24 protein-coding genes and 1 tRNA gene are annotated in these 24,314 nt (G+C 41.0%); 22 read left to right on the plus strand and 3 right to left on the minus strand.

Translation table 11 applies throughout. From position 1 onward, the window contains the following. The first annotated feature begins 33 nt into the window (after positions 1-33). The 17 genes from uvrB (at position 34) to AC25Y6_RS06025 (ending at position 19,424) form a co-directional block, all read left to right on the plus strand. Complete coding sequence (gene uvrB / locus AC25Y6_RS05945) at positions 34-2,016, plus strand: excinuclease ABC subunit UvrB (protein ID WP_482106250.1); 1,983 nt, start codon at positions 34-36, stop codon at positions 2,014-2,016. A gap of 6 nt (positions 2,017-2,022) precedes the next feature. After that, entirely contained in the window at positions 2,023-4,896 is a 2,874-nt protein-coding gene (uvrA, locus tag AC25Y6_RS05950) for an excinuclease ABC subunit UvrA (RefSeq protein WP_488142335.1), read from the plus strand. An 85-nt stretch (positions 4,897-4,981) separates the two neighbouring features. Then, on the plus strand, positions 4,982-6,172 hold the full coding sequence (locus AC25Y6_RS05955; protein WP_488142336.1) for a DUF4097 family beta strand repeat-containing protein: 1,191 nt from the start codon (positions 4,982-4,984) through the stop codon (positions 6,170-6,172). Positions 6,173-6,667: 495 nt separating this feature from the next. Continuing rightward, positions 6,668-8,059 (plus strand): WD40/YVTN/BNR-like repeat-containing protein, encoded by a 1,392-nt coding sequence (locus AC25Y6_RS05960; protein WP_488142337.1) that lies wholly within the window; start codon positions 6,668-6,670, stop codon positions 8,057-8,059. Between the two features lie 166 nt (positions 8,060-8,225). Then, positions 8,226-8,468, plus strand: coding sequence for a hypothetical protein (locus tag AC25Y6_RS05965; RefSeq protein ID WP_488142338.1), 243 nt, complete (start codon positions 8,226-8,228; stop codon positions 8,466-8,468). A gap of 545 nt (positions 8,469-9,013) precedes the next feature. Next, positions 9,014-9,940, plus strand: a complete 927-nt coding sequence (gene hprK / locus AC25Y6_RS05970; protein WP_482102352.1) for an HPr(Ser) kinase/phosphatase — start codon at positions 9,014-9,016, stop codon at positions 9,938-9,940. A gap of 30 nt (positions 9,941-9,970) precedes the next feature. Beyond that, a complete protein-coding gene (gene lgt / locus AC25Y6_RS05975; RefSeq protein ID WP_482106201.1) occupies positions 9,971-10,777 on the plus strand; it encodes a prolipoprotein diacylglyceryl transferase in 807 nt (268 codons plus the stop codon). A gap of 17 nt (positions 10,778-10,794) precedes the next feature. Then, positions 10,795-11,739, plus strand: a complete 945-nt coding sequence (locus AC25Y6_RS05980; RefSeq protein ID WP_482106202.1) for a nucleoside recognition domain-containing protein — start codon at positions 10,795-10,797, stop codon at positions 11,737-11,739. Then, entirely contained in the window at positions 11,732-12,385 is a 654-nt protein-coding gene (ppaX, locus tag AC25Y6_RS05985; RefSeq protein ID WP_482102349.1) for a pyrophosphatase PpaX, read from the plus strand. Before AC25Y6_RS05980 ends, ppaX begins: the two co-directional genes overlap by 8 nt. Next, positions 12,382-12,915, plus strand: a complete 534-nt coding sequence (locus AC25Y6_RS05990; RefSeq protein WP_482102348.1) for an acyltransferase — start codon at positions 12,382-12,384, stop codon at positions 12,913-12,915. The genes ppaX and AC25Y6_RS05990 overlap by 4 nt, the downstream gene beginning before the upstream one ends. Before the next feature lie 95 nt (positions 12,916-13,010). Further along, the gene (locus AC25Y6_RS05995; protein ID WP_488142339.1) at positions 13,011-14,531 is read left to right on the plus strand and encodes a tetratricopeptide repeat protein; all 1,521 of its coding nucleotides are present in this window, start codon (positions 13,011-13,013) and stop codon (positions 14,529-14,531) included. 109 nt (positions 14,532-14,640) lie between these two features. Beyond that, positions 14,641-15,591 (plus strand): thioredoxin-disulfide reductase, encoded by a 951-nt coding sequence (trxB, locus tag AC25Y6_RS06000; protein WP_488142340.1) that lies wholly within the window; start codon positions 14,641-14,643, stop codon positions 15,589-15,591. Between the two features lie 208 nt (positions 15,592-15,799). Beyond that, positions 15,800-16,282 carry an NUDIX hydrolase gene (locus tag AC25Y6_RS06005; RefSeq protein ID WP_488142341.1) on the plus strand — a complete coding sequence of 161 codons (483 nt, stop codon included), beginning with the start codon at positions 15,800-15,802 and terminating at the stop codon, positions 16,280-16,282. After that, the gene (gene rapZ / locus AC25Y6_RS06010; protein WP_488142342.1) at positions 16,279-17,169 is read left to right on the plus strand and encodes an RNase adapter RapZ; all 891 of its coding nucleotides are present in this window, start codon (positions 16,279-16,281) and stop codon (positions 17,167-17,169) included. The genes AC25Y6_RS06005 and rapZ overlap by 4 nt, the downstream gene beginning before the upstream one ends. A gap of 4 nt (positions 17,170-17,173) precedes the next feature. Continuing rightward, positions 17,174-18,157: a gluconeogenesis factor YvcK family protein gene (locus tag AC25Y6_RS06015; RefSeq protein ID WP_488142343.1), complete on the plus strand. Its 984-nt coding sequence runs from the start codon at positions 17,174-17,176 to the stop codon at positions 18,155-18,157. Positions 18,158-18,182: 25 nt separating this feature from the next. After that, on the plus strand, positions 18,183-19,130 hold the full coding sequence (gene whiA, locus AC25Y6_RS06020; protein WP_482102342.1) for a DNA-binding protein WhiA: 948 nt from the start codon (positions 18,183-18,185) through the stop codon (positions 19,128-19,130). Positions 19,131-19,166: 36 nt separating this feature from the next. After that, positions 19,167-19,424, plus strand: coding sequence for an HPr family phosphocarrier protein (locus AC25Y6_RS06025; RefSeq protein WP_482102341.1), 258 nt, complete (start codon positions 19,167-19,169; stop codon positions 19,422-19,424). A 165-nt stretch (positions 19,425-19,589) separates the two neighbouring features. Here AC25Y6_RS06025 and clpP read toward each other — a convergent pair whose 3' ends face one another. Beyond that, a complete protein-coding gene (gene clpP / locus AC25Y6_RS06030) occupies positions 19,590-20,198 on the minus strand; it encodes an ATP-dependent Clp endopeptidase proteolytic subunit ClpP (protein ID WP_482102340.1) in 609 nt (202 codons plus the stop codon). A 193-nt stretch (positions 20,199-20,391) separates the two neighbouring features. On the opposite strand from clpP, the gene AC25Y6_RS06035 reads away from it, so the two are divergent. Both AC25Y6_RS06035 and AC25Y6_RS06040 read left to right on the plus strand, forming a co-directional pair. Then, positions 20,392-20,463: transfer RNA gene (locus AC25Y6_RS06035), tRNA-Arg, on the plus strand. A gap of 295 nt (positions 20,464-20,758) precedes the next feature. Next, positions 20,759-20,917, plus strand: a complete 159-nt coding sequence (locus AC25Y6_RS06040) for a hypothetical protein (RefSeq protein WP_482102339.1) — start codon at positions 20,759-20,761, stop codon at positions 20,915-20,917. Between the two features lie 446 nt (positions 20,918-21,363). On the opposite strand, the gene AC25Y6_RS06045 is transcribed toward AC25Y6_RS06040, so the two are convergent. Then, on the minus strand, positions 21,364-21,543 hold the full coding sequence (locus AC25Y6_RS06045; protein ID WP_488142344.1) for a hypothetical protein: 180 nt from the start codon (positions 21,541-21,543) through the stop codon (positions 21,364-21,366). A 467-nt stretch (positions 21,544-22,010) separates the two neighbouring features. Here AC25Y6_RS06045 and AC25Y6_RS06050 point away from each other — a divergent pair, with 467 nt between their 5' ends. Genes AC25Y6_RS06050 through AC25Y6_RS06060 form a run of 3 tightly spaced genes read left to right on the plus strand, consistent with a single transcriptional unit; the run spans position 22,011 to position 23,065 of the window. Continuing rightward, positions 22,011-22,217 (plus strand): spore coat associated protein CotJA, encoded by a 207-nt coding sequence (locus AC25Y6_RS06050; RefSeq protein ID WP_488142445.1) that lies wholly within the window; start codon positions 22,011-22,013, stop codon positions 22,215-22,217. Beyond that, positions 22,214-22,480, plus strand: a complete 267-nt coding sequence (locus tag AC25Y6_RS06055) for a spore coat protein CotJB (protein ID WP_488142345.1) — start codon at positions 22,214-22,216, stop codon at positions 22,478-22,480. Before AC25Y6_RS06050 ends, AC25Y6_RS06055 begins: the two co-directional genes overlap by 4 nt. A gap of 15 nt (positions 22,481-22,495) precedes the next feature. Next, positions 22,496-23,065 (plus strand): manganese catalase family protein, encoded by a 570-nt coding sequence (locus tag AC25Y6_RS06060; RefSeq protein ID WP_488142346.1) that lies wholly within the window; start codon positions 22,496-22,498, stop codon positions 23,063-23,065. Positions 23,066-23,758: 693 nt separating this feature from the next. On the opposite strand, the gene AC25Y6_RS06065 is transcribed toward AC25Y6_RS06060, so the two are convergent. Beyond that, complete coding sequence (locus tag AC25Y6_RS06065) at positions 23,759-24,265, minus strand: DUF3231 family protein (RefSeq protein ID WP_482102335.1); 507 nt, start codon at positions 24,263-24,265, stop codon at positions 23,759-23,761. Between the last annotated feature and the right edge of the window lie 49 nt (positions 24,266-24,314).

Below are 24,314 nucleotides of genomic sequence, written 5' to 3' on the forward strand. Positions count from 1 at the left end.
AAGATAGAAGTAGTATATATGGGAGTGACTTCGATGAACCAAAAATTTAATTTGCAAGCCCCTTACACTCCGCAAGGCGATCAGCCGTATGCAATTGCGAAGCTTTTGGAGGGTCATGAACGGGGAGAGAAGCACCAGACTTTACTCGGTGCAACTGGAACCGGAAAAACATTCACAGTCTCGAACGTCTTAACAGAAATTAATAAACCAACACTTGTCATTGCCCACAACAAAACACTTGCTGGTCAATTATATAGTGAATTTAAAGAGTTTTTCCCTGATAACGCTGTTGAGTACTTTGTCAGTTTCTATGATTACTATCAGCCGGAAGCATACATCGCTCATACAGATACCTTCATTGAAAAAGACTCAAGTATAAACGATGAAATTGATAAGTTGCGACACTCAGCTACATCTTCCTTATTTGAACGGAATGATGTACTAATCGTCGCTTCCGTCTCATGCATTTATGGTCTCGGTTCCCCGACAGAATATAATGAACATGTAGTATCGCTGCGACCGGGAATGGAGATTGGACGCAATGAATTGCTCCGTAAATTTGTAGATATTCAATACGAACGGAATGATGTAAGTTTTACACGCGGTACATTCAGGGTGCGCGGCGATGTTGTCGAACTTTTGCCAGCTTCACAGGATGAACAATGCCTCCGCATCGAGTTTTTTGGCGATGAAATTGAACGCATTCGTGAAGTGGATTCACTTACTGGTGAAATCCTGGGTGAACGAGAACACGTTGCCATTTTTCCAGCATCCCATTTCGTTACGGGTGATGACAAAATGGTAAAGGCAATTGAAAACATTGAAATAGAACTAGAAGAACGTTTGAAAGAATTCCGTAGTCAAGATAAGCTTTTAGAAGCGCAGCGCCTTGAACAGAGGACGCGATATGACCTTGAAATGATGAGGGAAATGGGCTTCTGTTCTGGTATAGAGAACTATTCCCGCCATTTGACACTTCGTCCGCCGGGGGCAACACCCTACACGCTCCTTGACTATTTCCCAGATGATTTCCTAGTCATTGTAGATGAAAGTCATGTCTCACTTCCTCAAATACGTGGAATGTATAACGGTGACCAGGCAAGGAAGAAAGTACTTGTGGAACATGGTTTTCGTTTACCTTCAGCGCTTGACAACAGGCCGCTGACTTTCCAGGAATTTGAAGGTCATGTACATGAAGCTATTTATGTTTCTGCAACACCCGGTCCTTACGAAATTGAACATACACCCGAAATGATTCAACAAATTATTCGTCCAACAGGTCTACTGGATCCGACGATTGAAGTCCGTCCAATTAATGGACAAATAGATGACTTGATTGGTCAAATTAGAGAACGGACGAAAAATAACGAACGGGTACTAATTACGACATTGACGAAGAAAATGTCAGAGGATTTAACTGACTACCTAAAAGAAATTGGTATAAAAGTACAGTATCTTCATTCTGAGATCAAGACGCTTGAACGAATTGAAATCATTCGGGAACTGAGAATTGGAACATATGACGTGCTAATCGGCATTAACCTTTTGAGAGAAGGAATCGATATTCCGGAAGTATCACTTGTTGTGATTCTAGACGCGGATAAGGAAGGATTCCTTCGTTCCGAGCGTGCACTCATCCAGACGATGGGGCGTGCAGCACGTAATTCGAATGGTCACGTCATCCTGTATGCCGACCGAATGACGGATTCCATGACGAAAGCGATTGATGAAACCCGTCGACGCCGTGATATTCAAAGAGAATATAACGTGAAACATGGCATAACACCGACAACTATCAAGAAAGAAATTCGCGACGTCATCCGTGCAACGCTCGTATCTGAAGAAGCAATTACTTATCTAGAAAAGGTGACACAAGGCAAGAAACTGACGAAGGACGAAAAAATGACACTTTTAGTAACTCTGGAGAAAGAGATGAAAGAAGCTGCAAAAGCACTCGACTTCGAACGTGCTGCTGAAATAAGGGATACGATCTTGGAGTTGAAGTCTGAAAGGTAGGATTTTATGAAAAATAAAGAAATTGTCATACAGGGCGCACGTGCGCATAACTTGAAAAATATAGATGTGAAGATTCCTCGTGATCAACTGGTCGTTATGACCGGCCTTTCCGGTTCCGGGAAATCTTCACTTGCTTTCGATACAATTTACGCTGAAGGGCAAAGAAGGTACGTTGAATCCTTGTCCTCTTATGCCAGACAGTTTTTAGGACAAATGGACAAGCCTGACGTTGATGTTATTGAAGGGCTATCGCCCGCGATTTCAATAGATCAGAAAACGACAAGTCGTAATCCTCGTTCTACTGTCGGAACTGCAACTGAAATATATGATTATCTACGACTTCTCTATGCACGTGTAGGGAAACCAATCTGTCCAATTCATGGAACTGAAATCTCATCGCAGACAATTGAGCAAATGGTCGATCATCTGATGAAACTGCCAGATCGTGCACGAATTCAAGTGCTTGCACCGATTGTTTCGGGTCGAAAGGGAACGCATGTCAAACTGATTGAAGATATAAAGAAACAAGGTTACGTGCGTATACGTGTAAATGGTGAAATCATTGACTTGGATGACAATATCGAATTGAACAAAAACAAGAAGCATACAATAGAAGTCGTCATTGACCGGATTGTCATTAAGGAAGACATAGCACCGCGTCTGAGTGACTCTCTTGAATCGGCTCTTCGGCTCGCTGAAGGAACTGTAATGGTTGACGTTATGGATGGAGAAGAAATCCTGTTTAGTGAACACCATGCTTGTCCATTATGCGGGTTTTCAATTGGTGAATTGGAACCGAGAATGTTTTCGTTCAATAGTCCGTTTGGTGCTTGTCAGGAATGTGACGGGCTAGGGACAAAGCAAGAGGTAGATCCGGAGTTAGTGATACCAGATCTAACACTCACCTTAAAAGATAATGCAATTGTTCCATGGGCTCCGACAAGTTCTCAATACTATCCGGAACTTTTAAAAACTGTCGCAGATCATTTTGGCATAGCCATGAATGTGCCGGTTAGTGAATTAGCACAGGACGACCTTGATAAACTATTAAATGGTTCAGACGATGAAAAGATTCGATTCCGTTATACAAACGAATTCGGGGGAACGCGGGATAACAACATTTATTTTGAAGGTGTTTTAGCAAATGTGGAACGCCGTTTTAAGGAAACATCATCTGATTATATACGTGAACAAATGGAGAAGTACATGTCACAGCGACCATGCCCTACTTGTGCAGGTTATCGATTGAAAAAGGAATCACTCGCGGTCAAAGTAAACGATGTCCATATCGGGAAAGTGACGGAACTCTCCATTGTTGAAGCAGACCGGTTTTTCAAAAACCTTGTACTATCTGAAAAAGATACACAAATCGCGAAACTCATTTTACGAGAAATCGAAGAGCGGCTTGGATTCCTTATTAATGTAGGACTCGACTACTTGTCGCTTTCAAGAGCAGCGGGAACTCTTTCTGGAGGAGAAGCACAACGAATTCGATTGGCAACACAAATTGGGTCGAGACTAACAGGTGTCCTCTACATTTTGGATGAACCATCAATAGGACTTCACCAACGTGATAACGATAGGCTGATTAGTACCCTTAAAAATATGCGTGATATTGGCAACACACTAATCGTCGTTGAACATGATGAGGATACAATGATGGCGGCTGATTATTTGATAGATATAGGACCAGGTGCAGGTGTCGCGGGCGGAGAAATCGTTTCTGCGGGTACGCCTGAACACGTGATGAATGATCCGAAATCACTGACAGGTCAGTATCTAAGTGGCAAAAAATTCATACAGCTTCCTTTGGAACGACGTAAACCTGATGGCCGTGAAGTTGTTATTAAGGGCGCTTCTGAAAATAATTTAAAAAATGTAAATGTAGATATTCCGCTTGGGCAATTTATAGCGGTTACAGGCGTCTCAGGTTCAGGGAAAAGTTCACTAGTCAATGAAGTTCTCTATAAAGTACTTGCCCAGAAACTGAACAGATCAAAGCAGAAGCCGGGACAATATAAAACTGTAACTGGTCTTGAGGAACTTGAAAAAGTTATTGAAATTGATCAATCGCCAATCGGACGTACGCCTAGGTCCAATCCTGCGACCTACACGGGCATGTTCGATGATGTCCGGGATGTTTTTGCATCGACGAATGAGGCAAAAGTTCGTGGATATAAAAAAGGTCGTTTCAGCTTCAACGTTAAGGGTGGCCGCTGTGAAGCATGCCGCGGTGATGGGATTATTAAAATAGAAATGCACTTCTTACCAGACGTTTATGTACCATGTGAGGTTTGCCATGGAAAACGATATAATCGTGAAACACTGGAAGTAACATATAAAGGGAAAAATATTGCGGATGTTCTAGCGATGACGGTGGATGACGCATTATTGTACTTTGAAAACATTCCAAAGATAAACCGTAAACTTCAAACAATTGTAGATGTGGGGCTAGGTTATATAAAGCTTGGACAGCCTGCGACAACATTGTCAGGTGGTGAGGCACAACGTGTGAAACTGGCATCAGAATTGCATAAACGCTCAAACGGAAAGTCGTTCTACATCCTTGATGAGCCGACCACCGGTTTGCATGTCCATGATATTGCCAAATTACTAGTTGTGTTACAGAGACTTGTGGATACAGGCAATACTGTGTTGGTAATTGAACACAATCTTGATGTGATAAAAACCGTTGATTACATTATTGATATAGGTCCTGAGGGCGGTGACAAAGGCGGGAAAGTTATTGCGACAGGTACTCCTGAAAAAGTAGCTGAATCTAGCGTTTCCTATACAGGATACTATTTAAAGCCGATTCTTGAACGGGAAAGAAAAAGGATGGAGATTATGATTGAGGATGCTGAAAAAGTTGTGAAATGAAACTTTTTTCACATCTGTTCGTATATATACTTAGATGTAAATTTACGGAGAAATCCGAATCACCACCATACTAGGAGGAGTAATTATGCAAACTGAACGGAAACGGATTTTAACTATGTTGGAAAACGGTACAATCACGACTGACGAAGCATTGACACTTCTAGAAACATTGGGACAGACGAACCAACCAGCAACTGCACGACCAATAGAAAAGAAAACATATGAGTCTAACGAAGAACCTGTGAGCCAAAAACAGGATAAGGTTGATCCTTTCGAAAAAGTAGAACCAAACGCTGAGAATAAGGAACAGGGACATCCTTCAATGGATGAATTCCTTGAGGATTTACGAAAAGATTTCTCTAATGTCGGGGACAGGTTTATGCAATTCATGCAGACTGCCGTACAAAAAGTGAAAACATTTGAATTCGATTCACCGTTTGGAAATTCTCAAACATTCACCCATACGATGGCCAAGAATGCCAGCGGTATCGATAAAGTAGTGATTGATGTCGACAATGGTAAAGTAACAATTCACACTGGTGAAACGGAAGAAGTTCGCGCAGACTTTACGGTGAAAAGTTATAATAGTGAATCAGAAGAAAAAGCCAAAAAAGATTTTCTTGAAAAATTGTTGTTCGTTAACGATGAAGGGAAAATTAGACTTTCAAGTGATATGAAAATGGCACAAGTGAATGTTGAATTATATATCCCGAAAAAAGACTATGCAAAAATATCCGTCCAATTGATGAACGGTTCGTTTAAGATGAAAGACGTAACAGCGGATAAGGTGCGTGTAAAGACTGCGAATGGGAAAATTGAGATAGCAGAATTGACGTTTAAAAACGGTGAATTTGAAACGGTGAATGGTGCAATCGCATTAAACAGCGTTACGGGTAATACGATTGAAGCGGAAACGCTGAATGGCCGAGTGTATATCGACGGGGCTGTGAAAGATGTAGAAGCACAATCGCTAAACGGACATGTCGTTGTTACAACAACGGATCCTGCCGCAGAAAAAATTGAAGCAAAAACAATGAGCGGATCGGTTGAAATTTATATTCCCGCTGGCTCTGCCTTATCAGGTGAAATCGCGTCCAACATGGGTCGCCTTGACCTTCAGCTGGATGATGTCAATCGGACTGTTGAGCAAGAACAATTGTTGCAACGGACAATTCGCTTTAAGAAAGACGTGGAAGGAAATACATCACCCCTTCATATCTTTGGTGAAGCAAAAACCGGTTCTGTGCTTGTTTGTTATAATGCGAAAAAAGAATAGATCAATAAGAGTTACTAAAGGAACAGTTGTAGCACCGGTTTGTTGGTGCTACAGCTGTTCTTTTTTAGTCTAAAGAGTATTAATAAGTGACTTGAATTTATGGAGCGAATTAGAATTCCTGCTAATCCCGCTACTACCGCTTCGCCGCTTTGTGGATACCTCTCGCGATAAGCCGGAAAGAAGACCACTTTCCGTCTTATCGCTTCGGCTACCACTAAATCGCGCCTACACTGGATTGCCTATTTAGGAAAGCGTATATCGAATTTCATTATCTTTTATGAAAGTACCTGATCTTGTTCAATTAACGGCGGAGGTTAGTGCAAGAAGGATTCTCTGATAAAAGGAGTATTTTGTTTGTTATATTGGATCTAAGAGAGTATATAACGAAGTATTTACTCCATCCTAAATAGGAGCATTAAGCATAGGATGGTGGTAATTTTGAAGTTTTTTAAAAAAACTGCTTGTTTGTTAGTTGTTTTTTTAGTTTTTGCAAATTTGATTGGTCATGAAGGAATCGCTTCAGATGGTGAAATTACGCTAAAAGAAGCAATTGACATTGGATTGCAGCGAGCAAAAGAATGGAATGTAAACGCAACACTTACAAGTGTAAACAGCGTTGATGAAACGAAGGGAGGCTCGAGAGGAGTAAATGGTAAACGCTTTATTTGGACTATGATCTTTATCGTTCCAGGTACGGATGATTTTGTAATTATTGGTATCTCAGAAAAGAAAATTATCGATTTTAGACAGGGAAAGCAAACTCCGGGTCCAACAATACCCTACGATGAAATCAAGTTGGATAGCTCTGATGTTCTCCAACTAGCAAAGGATAAATACGGACTAAAACAAGGAAAAGATTGGGCAACAGGCTATCATTTCACACTTGATAATATCGATGGTGCGCCCATTCTGACGGTAGTTGGAAATGATCAAGATGGCCGTTTTACTCGAATTTCATTCAATGCCAAAAACGGAGATGTGGTCAGTGCCATTCATAAATTACCATACGGCGGAGGATTAATATCCAGACGTAATGGCACCGATAACCTAACAAAAAAAGGGATGGCGATTACAGGCGTTGTCGCTGGAAAGAACAATTTAGTGGTATGGGGCGACAAAAAGCCAACACAATTTAGTACAACCAAACAACCTTTTATTGAATGGAGCCATAACAATGGAGAAACATGGACAGAACTCCAAACTAATGATTATGTAACGCACGCGTGGTTTGATAGGAATGATCAATTATATGTAGCTACGGAAAAAGAATTATGGGCAGGTATTACATCAAAAAGTAAAGGAACGAAAATTCTTTCATTAGATCACACGATTGAAAACATCGATTATTCAATCAACAACCATATAGCTGTGCTATCAAATGGAAAGGTTTACTATACGACCAATAAAGGGGAGAGTTGGGAACAAGCTATTGTACCCAAACCAATTTATGATGTTCAAATTTCGGATAATGGTGATTTGGTGATATTCACAGAAGAAAGAAAAATTCTTCAAAAGACAAATGATGGGTGGAACGAAATAACCATGCCGAATCGTAATGACGTACCTGATGATATGAAAGTGATTAATAATAGGCTATTCATTGCCATAGAAAGTGGAATTTGGACCCGAAATCTTAAAGAGGAAAATTGGAGTAAAATTCAAGTTGATAAAATGGTAGTTAGACTTATAAAAAAAGGAGAGAAATTATTCGGAATCAAACATAGGGGTGAAGCTATCTATTCCATCAACACGAAAGATGAAAGTAAATCTGAAAAAGTGTTTGATGCGGGAGATTTCATCGTTGTTTATGATGTGGATATCAAGGGAGATACCTTATGGATTGCAACTGCACCGGATTATTCGTGGGAAGAAATGCCGATTCCGTAGAGACAATAAAAACTTGAAGTGTATATCCATGAAAAAATAGATTGTGAAACATTTCACTTCAACTGACGGGGCTGTGCGACAAGTTTTGTTATAAGTACAATCCCTAAACGGACATGTCGTTGTTACAACAACTGATTCTGCCGCAGAAAAAATTGAAACAAAAACAATGAGTGGATCGGTCGAAATTTATATTCCCGCTGGCTCTGCCTTGTCAGGTGAGATAGCATCCAACATGGGTCGCCTTGACCTTCAGCTGGATGATGTCAATCGGACTGTTGAGCAAGAACAATTGTTGCAACGGACAATCCGCTTTAAAAAGGATATAGAAGGGAATACATCACCCCTTCATATCTTTGGTGAAGCAAAAACAGGTTCTGTGCTTGTTTGTTATAATGCGAAAAAAGAATAGATCAATAAGAGTTACTAAAGGAACAGTTGTAGCACCGGTTTGTAGGTGCTACAACTGTTCCTTTTTAAATTAAAAGAGTATAAATGGAACGAATCAGAGATCCTGCTAATACCGCTTTGGCGCTTTATGGATGCCTACCGCGATAAGCCGGAAAGGAGACCAGGAAGGGATTGAACTGCATCCCTCCATAAGTCTTATCACTCCGGCTACCACGTAGACGCGCCTGCGCTGGATATTCTATGTATGAAGGCACATTTCGTTGTTGGGGATTAGATTTGCAATCTGTAGTCTGTCATTCTTCAATGTAATTAGAATCAAATAGTACTCACATTATAATTTCATTCCATACATCTCAAATTTACTATCAATAATGGAACAAGCCCAGAGCGCCAAGCGATCTACAATCCACATCTCTACTCACCCTTTATATAGGAAAAAAGTATCTGCTTGTGGACCGTTTTGACACATAATCATTTCATTTGAAAGTGGGCATGGTAAAATGAGGCTTAGACGTTTGGGATATATGAAAAAAGGGGGGCGCATCAATGGCTTATGTAACAGTGAAAGATGTTCAAGAAAGGCTCTTTCTAGAACTGAGAGCAGGCGAACAGGGAATCGAGCGGGAAATACATACAAGTGATATTTCAAGACCAGGTCTTGAAATGGCTGGCTATTTCAATTACTATCTGGCAGATCGCGTTCAACTTCTCGGTAAAACGGAACTATCGTTTTTCGCAAATTTGACGAAGTCCGAACGAATAGATCGAATGAAAAGACTCTGTACAAAAAAAACTCCAGCCATCATAGTGGCACATGATATGGATGTGCCGACTGAATTAATGGTGGCAGCGAACAACAGGGGAATCCCTATTTTGAGTACAGACATTCCGACTACACGATTTTCGGGTATGCTGACGAACTATCTTAGTGGCAGACTCGCACCAATGACTGCAGTTCATGGAGTGTTGGTAGATGTTTATGGAATTGGTATCCTCATTACCGGTAAAAGTGGTGTGGGTAAAAGTGAGACAGCTCTTGAACTCGTTAAAAGGGGACATCGTCTTGTAGCAGACGATCTCGTTGAAATTAGGCAAGTAGCCAAAAATGTTTTGATTGGAAATGCGCCAAAACTTCTAGAACATATGCTGGAAATCCGCGGAGTTGGAATTGTAGATATGATGACGTTATTTGGGGCAAGTGCTGTTAAAAGTGATAAACGGATTTTAATTGTAATCGATCTTGAGATTTGGGATCCTGAGAAGGTATACGAACGTCTGGGTCTCGATGACGAGAAGATGAAAATTGTAGATTCGGAATTGACGAAACTCACTGTACCGGTACGTCCTGGACGTAACTTATCCGTTATTATCGAAGTTGCAGCGATGGATTATCGGATGAAAAAGCTTGGCATCAATGCGGCAGAGGAGTTTTCGAGAAAACTGGATGCTCAAATCGATGGAAATCTAAACTAATGCTTCGTGAGAGAAAGGAATGGTTGATGGATGTTTGAATTACTGGCAATAAACCCGATTGCATTCTCGCTTGGACCATTGGAAGTTAGATGGTATGGCATTCTAATTGCACTGGGCATTATTCTCGCATTTTTTGTTGTTCAAAAAGAAATGGTGAAACGTGGGATGCACCCAGATTTTTTAACTGATTTGTTAATTTGGGCAGTTCCAATTGCGATTATAAGCGCAAGAATCTATTATGTACTATTCTCGTGGGATTACTATAAAGACCATCCCGGCCAAATTATTCAAATCTGGGAGGGAGGCATTGCAATCCATGGTGCATTGATTGGTGCCTTCATCACGACCTATTTTTATACGAAAAAAAGAGGTATTTCATTTTGGAAAACGGTTGATATTGCAGCAGCCGGCCTTTTAATCGGTCAAATTATCGGACGCTGGGGTAATTTCATGAATCAGGAAGCGCACGGAGGTCCTGTTTCGGAAAAGTTCCTCGAAACGACGATTATTCCGGATTGGATCATGAATCAGATGACCATTGAAGGCGTTACGTACCATCCGACATTTTTGTATGAATCCATGTGGAATATCGTAGGGCTAATCATCATTCTTTTATTGCGCAAAGTGAACTTGAAGCGTGGTGAAACGTTCCTCTTTTATCTAGTATGGTATTCAGCAGGACGTTTCTTCATAGAAGGAATGCGAACGGATAGCTTATATGTTATCGGTGAACTACGGGCCGCACAGCTTGTATCTGTTGTTACTATCATCTTAGCACTCATTGTTTTCATCGTAAGAAGGTATATTCAAAAAGTAAATGTAAATTATAAAGATTAGAAAAAGGGGAATGGGGAATGGGGACACTTCAAAATGGACTAAAGGCGGGGCTACGTACAACATGGTCACTTGGGAAAATCATTTTTCCAATAACAGTGCTTGTTGTCATTTTACAGCATACTCCTTTGTTGCCATGGCTAATTAAGTTAATCGCACCGTTTATGGGGATATTTGGCTTGAGTGGTGAAGCTGCAATTCCGTTAGTTCTTGGTAATGCACTCAATTTATATGCGGGAATCGCAGGTGTTTTATCGTTAGAATTGACAGTGAAGGAAGTATTCATCATTGCCGTGATGTTGTCTTTTTCACATAATATATTCATTGAAACAGGCGTGGCGGTAAAGGTTGGGGTAAAAGTATGGATCGTGCTCTTAGTGCGATTTGGACTTGCCTTTATGTCAGGTATTATCATAAACCTGATGTGGAAAGGCGGAGGAGAGACAGCACAGTACGGGATGGCTCCGAAAGTTTCGGAATTGCCGAGTGGGTGGCCTGAGATTATTTTGCTAGGTGTGCAAAAAGCATCATTCGGCGTACTGCAGCTTGCTCTGATTGTTATTCCTCTCATGATTCTCGTACAGTTTTTGAAAGACCGTAATTACTTACAAAAGTTTTCAGAGAAACTGGCACCCTTCACAAGAGTGATCGGTGTACAACCAAATGCTTCAATGACACTTGTTGCAGGTCTAGTCATCGGTCTAGCTTATGGTGCAGGCATAATGATTCAAGCAGTACAAGAGGATGGCGTGAGCAAAAAAGATGCGACACTGGCATTCATATTTCTTGTAGCTTGTCATGCGATCGTCGAAGACACCTTGATCTTTATTCCGCTAGGCATTCCTATTCTGCCATTACTGATAATTAGGGTTATAACAGCCTTTGTGCTGACAATTATTGTCGCATTTGTCTGGAGGCGTGCTGAACAAAAGAAAGAGAAGGGAGTTCCGATTTCAGATGGCTAAACCAATTACAACACTTTTATTCGACTTTGATGGAACGTTACTTGATACAAATGAATTGATTATCCAAACATTCCAGTACGTCCTAGGTAATCATTATCCTGGGAAGTATGAGCGAATTGACATACTGCCGTTTCTTGGGCCGACTTTGAATGAAACATTTGACTCGGTTGACCCTGAAAAAACAGAATTACTGATAGAAGAGTATAGAGCGTGGAATAGGTCAATGCATGATGAGCTGTCAAGCGAATTTGACGGTGTATCAGAAACATTGAGGTTATTGAAAACCGCGGGCATGAAAATGGCGATTGTCTCCACTAAGAAAAAAGATATGGTTATCAGAGGTTTGGGGCTTCTTGACGTGGAAGGTGTATTTGACGAAGTCATCGCAATGGATGATGTCGTGAAAACTAAACCTGATCCAGAACCCATTCTGTTGGCTCTCAATCGCTTGGGTGCCACAGCGGATGAAGCGCTGATGATTGGGGATAACTATCATGATATAGTGGGTGGGCAAAATGCTGGAGTACGTACCGCTGGAGTAGCGTGGTCTGCAAAAGGCGAAGAATTTCTACAGTCATTTAACCCGGACTTTATGCTGCAACATATTTCAGACCTGTTGCACATGGTTAAAGGTATAGAGGCGTGAGACGTACTGAAAGGTACCCCGCAAAAGATGGCGCAAATTCGCTCTGGCATATATATAAGACAGTTCCATTTTTCAAAGTGGCAAAAAACTTTATTGTCATTCAAATTTCAAGGTATACACCGTTCATGCCCATGAAAAACTTTCTGTATCGCAATTTTTTAAAAATGGAAGTTGGACATAAGACGTCATTTGCACTCATGGTGATGCCAGATGTTATGTTCCCTGAACGGATAAAGGTCGGTGATAATTCAATTATCGGTTTTAATACGACGATTCTTGCCCATGAATACTTAATTGATGAGTACCGTATTGGTGACGTTGTCATCGGAAAGAATGTCTTAATCGGAGCGAATACACTGATCCTACCTGGAATCGAAATCGGCGACGGAGCGGTTATATCTGCGGCATCCCTTGTTAACCGTGATATTCCGGCAGGCGTGTTCGCAGGTGGAAATCCGGTAAAAATTATCTTCACTGAAGAGCAGATGAAAGTTCGACAACAAAACTCAATCGTAGAGGAAAATAGTTGAAAGTAGCTAGTGTCCGCGTTAATTATGATATAATGGGGGACAATACGGGAAGGAACGTACTTTGCGTTCCTTCTTATTTTTGTGGGGGAATATGATTGGAAAAACTTAGTAAGAATCATGAAAAAAATGTCATTTCGTTCAATCCGGACGGTGAATTTTATTATAATAAAGCAGTTCAAGCAATGCAGCGCGATCGTTTTGATGATGCACAAAGATATTTAAAAAGAGCGACTGAACTCAGTCCTGAAGATCCAAAGATTCTTATGGAATACGGTGTGCTTGTTATGGAAGAGGGACGTTTTGAAGAAGCTCACGAGCTGCTTATGACGGCGAATACTCTTGACCCGTCTGAAGAGGAAATTATCTTCTACTTGGCAGAAGTACATGCACATTTGGGTATGTTACGTGATGCAAAAATGTATGCCGAAAAGTATATTTCACTTAATCCGGATGGTACTTTTGCTGATGATTCAATGGAGATTATTGATTTTGCAGAACAAGAAGAATCATTTAATGATGATGAAATGCCGGATGGTGAAGTATATTTTCTCCAGGAAAAAGCTCGTCGATTGATGGAATCAGGGGATTTTACGGCAGCTGTAGAATTGCTTGAGCAAATTATAGTCGACTATCCCGAGTTTTGGGCGGCGTATAACAATTTAGCACTTGCCTACTTTTACATTGGGCAAAATGAGCGAGCCAGCGAATTACTCCATGTCGTTTTAGAGGGCAATAAAGGAAATATCCATGCACTCTGTAATCTTGCGGTCTTTTATTATTATGAAAAAAAGGAAGAGGACTTAGAGTCTTTACTTGCTTTACTCGTGAAGATAAAACCGTATCAAATTGAAAATCGCTATAAACTAGGTGCTACGTTTGCGCTGATTGGCCGACATAAAGAAGCATATAACTGGCTCAGAAGTTTACAGAAAAGAGGGTTTGAAGGAGATACGGGCTACTATTTCTGGCTTTCCCATTCTGCTTATTTTTCTGGACACGAAACAGTTGCAAGAGATGCATATGCAAAGTTAGTCGACTTAGATCCAACGAAGGTTGGATATGAGCCTTGGAAAGATGTCCAAGAGATCATAAAATCGGATTCACTTGAACAGGATAGGGGATTTCTTTTAAGTAAAATTACAAATCCCTATAGAAGTGAAAGGATGTTTGGGTTTTATCTTCTTGGAAAGTCAGGACATAAGCAGGAAATTATCTCACATCCGTCATATATCGAAATTGAAAAACTAAGTAATTTTGAACGGCTTTTCCTGGCAAGTGGGCTCGACTATGAGTTCATGCCGGAAAGTAAGTTCGATAAGTCATTTATGAGGGCGCTAGAAACGACGGACTTGCTCTATGCCAAATACTGTCCGTTGGATAAACAAGCGACACATCTTTTCCAAATGTGGTTTACTTTGTGTGAAACGGGGCTTAGCCAATCGTATTCTTTCCGAAATCCAAGAGCGCTTGCAGCAGCGGCAGATTATATGTTTCAATCATCCCGTTATCCGGGTGTGACCAAGACAGCAATTGCAAAGGGATTTGGTATCTCAGTGCCCACCTTGACGAAATACGTTGGTGAGTTGATAGAATATCTTCCGCAATTCGATGTTTAATGTTGTGACGCCGCTTCCCATACACTGTCATTCATAAGCAATAAAGTTGAATAGAAGGCCAAAATCCTATACGATTTATGTTGTAAATGTTGTGGAGGAGGAAGTTCACATGACAACTGAGAAGATTTATGATGTCATCATTATTGGTGCCGGCCCTGCGGGGATGACGGCTGCTGTTTATACATCACGCGGGAACCTTTCAACGCTAATGCTTGAACGTGGAATACCGGGTGGTCAAATGGCAAACACGGAAGAAATTGAGAATTATCCTGGATTCGAACATATACTCGGTCCCGATCTTTCTACAAAAATGTTTGAACATGCCAAAAAGTTTGGCGCGGAATATGCTTATGGTGATGTTACAGATGTTATTGACGGACACAGTTATAAGACGATTGTCGTTGGGGACAAAGAATATAAAGCGCGTGCAATTATAATTACGACTGGTGCCGAATACAAAAAGATGGGTATTCCAGGCGAAACAGAACTCACCGGACGAGGCGTAAGCTATTGTGCGGTTTGTGACGGTGCTTTCTTCCGTAAGAAAGAGCTAGTTGTTGTAGGCGGCGGAGACTCTGCTGTGGAAGAAGGAGCCTATTTGACACGGTTTGCGGATAAAGTGACGATTGTTCACCGACGCGGCGAATTACGAGCACAAAAAATTCTTCAAGATCGTGCATTTGCAAATGATAAGATTGAATTTATCTGGAATTCTTCTGTCAAAGAAGTTAACAGTAATGGAGGAAAAGTCGGTTCCGTAACACTTGTTTCAACGATCGATGGTTCTGAAAAGGAATTTGAAACGGATGGCATGTTTGTCTATATCGGAATGGATCCGTTAACAGCTCCTTTTGCTAAACTTGGAATTCTAGACGAAAATGGTTATATCGCTACGAACGAAATCATGGAGACATCTGTACCAGGCATTTATGCTGCAGGTGATGTCCGTGAGAAGTTATTGAGGCAGGTTGTAACGGCTACAGGAGACGGCAGTATCGCTGCACAGGCTGTACAGAAATATGTCGAGGAATTAATGGAAAAGTTAGGCGCAGAAGCATAACTTTTTAATGAAACCTTAACCTGACTGTAACAGTAATGCAACATCAAAGGGGTATAGTAAAAGTATCAATTGACCCCCCTTTTGATATAGCAAGCTTAAGTTAGGCTGTCTGCCGGTTCAATCCGGTAGTTAGCCTTCTTTTTTTGTCGTTTTCCAATGGTACGTTGTATAATAGTATTATGCAGATTAAAAAAGTGGGGATAGTCAAATGCAGAGAATAGTAAACTTACTTGTCATTAAAGACAATCGTGTATTATTGTTGAAAAAACCGCGCCGTGGCTGGTACGTGGCCCCAGGAGGAAAGATGGATCCCGGTGAGTCGATTTACGAAACGGCAGTCAGGGAATTCACCGAGGAGACGGGTGCAAAGCCGGTTAACCCATACTTAAAAGGCGTTTATACGATGGTGATTACTGATGATACAGGGGAACACGTGAAAAATGAATGGATGCTTCATACATTCATTGCAACTGATTTCAGTGGTCAACCTTTTGAAACAACCACTGAAGGCGTGCTTGAGTGGCATTCTGTTGAAAGCCTTCAGACGCTTCCCATGGCGGAAGGAGACCGCACAAATTTGCTATATGCGGTTTCCAAGCAGGGTATACAATACGGGACGTTCTTTTACACCGAAGAATTTAAACTATTAAAAGAAGTAATCCAGAATTCTGTGGAAGGTGATGGGAAATGACCGAAATTGGGAAGCCAAACAGCGATGTTGAAATAGTTATCATAACGGGAATGTCAGGTGCCGGTAAAACAGTAGCCGTGCAGAGTTTCGAAGATCTGGGGTTCTATTGTATCGATAATTTACCGCCAGAGCTGCTTGTTATGTTTCTGGATTTGATGATGAAATCGGAGAATCGTATGAAACGGATAGCCGCTGTTATGGATACGCGGGGAGGCGATCTCTTTGATTCCCTCATCGGTGCACTGGATAATTTATTGAAGATGAAAGGCGTATCTTCCCGAATCTTATTCCTCGATGCCAACGACGAAACGTTAGTCCGACGTTATAAAGAGTCAAGACGCTCGCATCCGCTATCGGAAGGTGGATTACCACTAACCGGTATTAAAAAGGAACGGCTACTATTGACTGAGATGAAAGGACGTGCTCGTTCAATATTCAATACGACAGGATTAAAGCCTAGAGAATTACGGGGGAAAATCATGTCTGAATTCTCCTCTAAGGAAGACTTAGGTTTTACATTGAATTTCCTGTCATTCGGCTTTAAGCACGGAATGCCGATTGATGCAGATGTCGTGTTTGATGTGCGTTTCCTACCAAATCCCTTTTATATCGAAGACTTAAAACCGAAAACCGGTCTAGAGAAAGAAGTCTACGACTATGTACTGAAGTGGAACGATACACAGATGCTAATTGAAAAATTGACAGATTTATTTAAGTTTCTGATCCCACAATATAAAAATGAAGGAAAATCACAAGTTGTCATTGCGTTCGGTTGTACCGGGGGGCAGCACCGTTCTGTTACACTCGCCGAGTTTTTCGGAACACGGTTCAAAGAGGAGTATCGGACACTCATTACGCATAGGGATATTGAAAAAAGAAAGGGTTGACGCTATGCCGAAATCGAAGCATATAAAAAAAGTGGTGGTCTTCGGTGGCGGAACCGGATTGTCAACGTTATTACGCGGATTGAAATATCATCCTGTCGACTTAACGGCGGTCGTCACTGTGGCTGATGATGGCGGGAGTTCGGGCAGGCTTTTGGATGAATACGATATCCCACCTCCAGGCGATATCCGGAAAGTAATGGCAGCGCTTTCAGATGTTGAACCACTTATTGAGAAGATGTTCGAGTATCGCTTCTCAATATCAGAAGATTTAAAAGGCCATTCCCTTGGGAATCTAATGTTGGCCGCAATGACGGATATCACTGGAGACTTCGCCCGTGCTGTTGAGCAAATGAGTCGGGTACTTAACATAAAAGGGAAAGTATTGCCTGCTGCAAATCAGCGAATCACATTGCATGCAGAACTTGAAGACGGTACAATCGTGACAGGCGAATCGAAAATACCTGTATACGAACGGAAAATTCGAAGGGTATATCTATCACCTCAAGAAGTTGAACCGTTACCTGAAACAATTGAGGCAATTAAAGCGGCTGATCTTATCATTATTGGTCCGGGCAGCTTATATACGAGTATCTTACCGACATTACTTGTTCAGGCGATACGTAAAGCAGTATTGGGGTGTAAAGCGAAAAAGGTATACATTAGTAACTTGGCAACGCAAGCAGGTGAGACCTATCGCTATACAGCCTCAGAGCATGTCCAGGCACTTTATGATCATGCAGGCGAAGCATTTATTGATACAGTATTATTAAATGGCACAGAACTTCCATCGTTGCAACAAGGCAAGAAATTGACTGGACCACCTTGGCCTGTCGAAAATGACATTGAATCGTTGCAACGACTTGTCCCGAATATTGTAGTAAAAGACATCGGCCTACTCTATGAGGGTAATATAATACATGACTCTGAAAAAGTTGCTAAATGGCTTATCGATTATATGGAAAATGGGATAAAAACGGAACAGACCTGATTGTCGCCGAGAAAGGGGAAGAATCATGTCTTTTGCATCAGAAACAAAGAAAGAAATGACACAGATAGAAGCAGATGATTGTTGTACAAAAGCAGAAGTCGCAGCATTCATCAGGATGAATGGGGCACTATCCTTTTCCAATAAGCAGTTGAGTCTAGATGTGCAAACTGAAAATGCCGCTATAGCCAGACGGCTTTATTCAAATTTGAAAAGGTTGTATCCATATAAAGTGGAACTGCTTGTCCGAAAAAAAATGCGTTTGAAAAAGAATAATGTTTATATTTGTCGAATTCGAAACGGTGCGAAAGATCTTCTTGAAGATCTTTACATCTTGACGGGTACGTTTCAATTCAAAAATGAGGTTGCAAAGGAATTGGTGAAAAAGAGATGCTGTCAACGCGCTTATTTACGAGGTGCTTTTCTAGCAGGTGGTTCCGTTAATAATCCGGAAACGTCTTCCTATCATCTTGAAATCTTTTCAATCTATAAAGAACACAGTGAAGACCTAGTCGATCTGATGAACAAATACCATTTGAATGCAAAATCCATTGAACGTAAAAAAGGATATATCGCGTATTTAAAGGAAGCCGAAAAAATATCGGATTTTCTAAGTATTGTCGGTGCGCATGTTTCCTTAATGAAGTTTGAAGATGTACGGATTATACGGGATATGCGGAACAGTGTGAATCGTCTTGTGAATTGTGAAACAGCGAATATGAACAAAACGATAGGAGCTGCACAGCGCCAAGTTGAAAATATAAAGTTCATCGAAAGAACAATCGGCCTTGCGGAACTACCTGAAAGACTACAAGAAATCGCAAGACTTCGGGTGGACAATCAGGACATCACTTTAAAAGAGCTCGGAGAATTAGTTACGGGCGGAATGGTAAGTAAGTCAGGTGTAAACCATCGTTTAAGAAAAATAGAAGAAATTGCGGAAAACCTTCGCAGTGGTGGACTCGGCAGTCGGTGAATCCGATGTCGGACCAAGAGAGGAGTAGATACTGTCATGGCAGAAAGAACAGTTGAAGTGAAGATGAAAACGGGGTTACAAGCACGGCAAGCAGCCCTTTTTGTTCAAGAGGCAAATCGATTTATGGCGGATATATTTTTGAAAAAAGACGAACGCCAAGTGAATGCGAAAAGTATAATGGGGATTATGAGTCTTGCCATTGCACGAGGAACAAGCGTAACACTGATTGCAGAAGGAAATGACGAAGAACAAGCTTTAGAATCACTTGTCAATCTGGTTGGAAACGAAAATTGATATAACTCGCCGTTACTGCTGTCTGAAGACATGTAGAAGCGGTTTTTTTCTTTTCAGAAAAAAGCTTTGGTATCGGGAAGAAGATTCGTGTCTCACCGTGAAATCACCAGTTAAGTAAATAAAAAAGCCGATTCTCCAAAAATGGAAAATCGGCTTTCTAACTAATTATTTTGTTTTAGGTGCGTCTTTCATATCACTGCGTGTGATGATATGGTCAATTAAGCCATATTCTTTTGCACGTTCAGCTGTCATGAAGTTGTCGCGATCCGTATCCTTCGCGATAACTTCGACCGGTTGCCCAGTACGCTCTGAAAGAATCAAGTTCAGTTTTTCGCGAATGAATAAGATATGCTTAGCAGCAATTTCAATTTCTGTTGCTTGTCCTTGTGCTCCTCCAAGTGGTTGGTGGATCATAACTTCAGCATTAGGAAGCGCATAGCGTTTACCTTTAGTACCGGCAGCGAGTAGGAACGAGCCCATTGATGCAGCCATTCCTATGCAGATTGTTTGAATGTCAGGTTTGATGAATTGCATCGTATCAAAGATTGCCATTCCAGCTGTAACGCTTCCTCCAGGACTGTTGATATAAATGGAAATGTCCTTATCTGGATCTTCAGCTTCTAGGAATAGAAGTTGAGCAACGATAGAGTTCGCAACGTTGTCATCGATTCCACTTCCGAGCATGATAATACGGTCTTTCAATAGACGGGAATAGATGTCGTAAGCACGTTCACCACGGCTAGTCTGTTCAATTACTGTAGGTATTAGATTCATTCCATTTCCTCCTTCAAGGTGGATAGATTGTAGGTCTATTGAAACTAGATATCGTTTCAACTGTAACTTTATCATACATAGTATGGTCAACGAAGGTCAAATATAACGCTTTAAAATAAGCATTGCAATCGTGTTGCCGCACTAGTATACTTAGTCTTGTCTGTTACAACAGAACATTATATAATAAGGCAACGCCCTCGTGGTGCAACGGATAGCACGTGAGCCTCCGAAGCTTAAGATGTGAGTTCGATTCTCGCCGAGGGCATTTAAAGTGACGTTGCAACAACGTTATTGGTCGCGAGCACTACGCGACCTCCGATAACCTCCTTTCATTTACGTAGAAAATACGTATTTTGAATGGGGGTTTTTTCGTTGTCTGAAAACAGTGAATGCATCGCTATTAGCGGAAGTCAATAAAGCGATTGGGCGAGCAGTCGAAAACCCGAAAACCCGGCCGCCCAAATCCCCTATAAATACAGTTTTTTCGCTATAGCGGAAGTATTTGGGAGTGTGTATAATCAGAATAGTGCCAAAATAAAATTTCATTGGGGGTTATTTTATTGAAAATGTGGTACAAGCGTTGGGTAGTGGTATGGGGTGGCACGTTTGGCGTATTATTTGTCATATGGCTATTTACACCGGAAGTAGAGCCGGAAGTCGAAGTGGATGTGGTGGTAGAGTATTACGACACGCACGCAAAAAAGTTAGCGAAAGAATAAGGTACGACATTAAATGGATTCATATATAAGGAGCGGAAAGCCTAGTGCAATCAAGTACAGGCTTTTTTCGTTTAGTCATGCGGATATCGCACGACATAAAAAGAGCCGCGCCATCAAGCGTAGCTCTTTTCGGTTTTCCTTATTATTCAATCGTCAGAATATCGTTTATTCCGTACAGCTTACCGTTGCGTTCGAGCGTCTTCATGGCGTTTACAATCCGTTCTAGTGTTTCGAAGTTTAAGGACTTGCTGCCACCTTTGCAATGTAAAGTACCTAATAAAGGAAACGTAATCAGTTGTGAAATTAAAAGCCCAGACGGTGTGCGATCACTTGGAACACGAAGAAATAGATCGTACGAGAAAAGTTTATCGTTAAAAGTTAAATTATGATAAAAGCAAATTCATCAGCTATCGCTGATTTTGCAAATACAGATGGTCATGGAGTTTTTAATCTTTTCGACTATTTCCATTCTGAGTACTTTCAGCAATTGTGGAAGTTGCTTTCTTAAAATCATTATTAATAGTAGGTGAAGAGGCCTTTACAGGATCTCCATAGGCTGTAAAAGTAGTTGGATCTTTCTTTTTCTTGTCAGCACTTGCATTCATGTTCATATTTTGATTAGTCATTATTTTAGAACCTCCTATTGTAATTTCAAATGTCGTCAAGCGTGAAGTGAAACCATTTAGTCATTAATTAACTTTAGAATCTCCAATAACGCGCTTACTATGCATCTCAAATAGAGTTCTTATCTTTTTGGAGCGAAGAACAAGCGGCGCATATTTGAAATAGAAAAAGGAAGGCGATTTTTGCCTAACTTTTTTGTTTTGATCAAAGTTTTAGATTCTCATAGTTACTTCAATTCCTTTTTAACAATATTCGTTTACCTACATATACTAAGTGTCACTGGGCGTATTTCCTGAAGACAAAGGAGTGTTTATTTGGATTGGCTAATAATCACTTTGTTCGGAGTTATTTTCTGCTTACTTATTTTAATCATTACATTAGCATTACCTTTAGCTAAACAAAAGCAATGGTAGCAAAATAACGTTCCCGTCATACAATATTTCGAGGAGTGATGAAATTGGAACGTCCTATGTTCCGGGGAAGTTTTAAACCGTTCGTTTCCCCGCTAGATCCATGTCCGCCTATACTGGAAAAGACATTTGTTTTACCTCCGCAGATTTTTACGAATTTTCAGCAGCCTGGCCTTCCACAGTATTCACCTGCAGAAGCACTGCGCCGCGGAACGCTTTGGCCAGCGTTTGATGATGGGTACTCACGGGAAGAGGGGATTTCATGAACGCGTTTGAAGAAGAACGCCATATGATGTTGAAGGTGCAACAGGCAGACTTTGTAGTTGTCGAGCTAACGTTGTACACTAATACCCATCCCGATGACGCTGAAGCGCTAGATCAGTGGCGGGAAGCAATTAAAGAAGCTGCTAATGTACGGCGCCAATATGAAAATAAATACGGGCCCTTATCTCTGACATCTATACCATCAAAACAGGCCATTGAAATCGGCTGGCGCTGGAATCAAGAACCATGGCCATGGCAACGATGAGAAGGGAGATTAGCTATGTGGGTCTATGAGAAAAAACTGTTGTATCCGGTTGAGGTAAGTACATGTAATCCAACGCTTGCGAAATACCTGAGGGAACAATACGGAGGTGCAGACGGGGAACTTGCGGCTGCGCTCCGTTATATGAACCAACGTTATACGGTTCCGGGTAAGGTGATTGGGCTATTGAATGACATCGCAACGGAAGAGTTTTCACATCTAGAAATGCTTGCGACAATGATTTATAAATTAACGAAAGATGCGACACCTGAACAACTTGTCGAAGCTGGACTAGGCGATCATTTTGTCAACCACGGACATGATCTCTTCTACGAAAATGCGGCTGGAGTACCGTTTACTGCGACGTATATCCAAGCGAAAGGCGATCCGATTGCCGATTTGTATGAAGATATTGCAGCGGAAGAAAAAGCCCGAGCAACCTATCAATGGCTGATTGACGTTTCAGATGATCCACTCATCAATGATTCATTGGCCTTTTTAAGGGAGAGAGAAAACATTCACTCCTTACGATTCAGAGAAGCTGTTGAAATGTTAAAAGATGAACGCGATCGTAAAAAGGTTTTTTAAAACGGAGAAATGCGTGTAAGTTTATCACTTATTGATTAACAAATAACTAGAAAATAATTTGATCAAACACTAGGTGCTACTTGTATAGTTGCTTTTAGATCGCATTAATTAACTTATATACGCTTATCGGGAGGTCTAAGTAAGTAGGGATACGACTTTTTCGCATCCCTACTTACTCATTTCGGGACGATAGAATAAGTCGCTACTTATAGGAGAGAGGCGGTAAAAGATACAATTTTGACCGCTCAAGCCTTCTACTATCGTGTCTCTATTTATTATAAGGAAGTCTTACTTTCTTATAAAGCGTCACATATTCTTTGCTAAATGTAAGCAGAGAATACAATGTACGATGTGCTAGAGTGCCCGAAATTGCATCTTCGGGCACTTACAATCTTCATAGAAGCTCATCTACTCCTTTTTTTCAAAGCAACTGCATTTTTCACTTAAATATTGTAGGTACGCGACAGGCATTTATTTACAAAAGGATCTCCGAAAAGAGGATGTCTAGAAGTGACGAAGTCACTTCTAGACATCCTTGCCCCTCGGTAAACCTGTCGTAATTAATTCGCCGAAAGCGGACCGGAAATAACCCAGTGAAAAGGGCGGTTTTTAAGCCCTTCTCACCAGACGTATAAATGTATAACAAAAAGGCAATGGTCCAATGACCATCGCCTTTTTGAATATGGAAATCATTTATTCAGCTTTACTTTTATGAAGGGGTGGATAGACAAGCCAACCCTTCTCCTTATTGAGACGCAGCATCTTTGCACCGAAAAAAGCTCTTTCTGTATGGTATTTACCAAACATTACTGCGATATCCTCTCGAAGGCATTGCCCCATAACTTCACTGCATGATACAAGTCCTTGTCCAACATTAATGGAAACGGCCGCACTGATTTCTAAATCCGAAAACTTTGCGCCCACTGGAATTTCCTCAGCACTTGCATTAGGACGTTCAGGTAACGAAGGGGGTGGCGTGACTCCATTGACTTTCAATAACTTTAACAGATCATCGTTTTCATTTTTCATCATTTTGATAGCCTCATGTAGAAGCTTAATGAGATCCTTATCACCTGCGTGATTAATAAATAATTCATAACCACTAATTAATCCATTATTTGCGCCGAGATAGGCCCACGTTCCAACTACTTCTCCATAATGCATCGGCTCATTTTTCGGGTTTCCATCCATTATTCCCACAAAAGCACTCCCTTTATTTTTATTTCCTACTTTTATTATGTGTTACTAA

The organism is Sporosarcina sp. Y1004 (genome assembly GCF_057669665.1).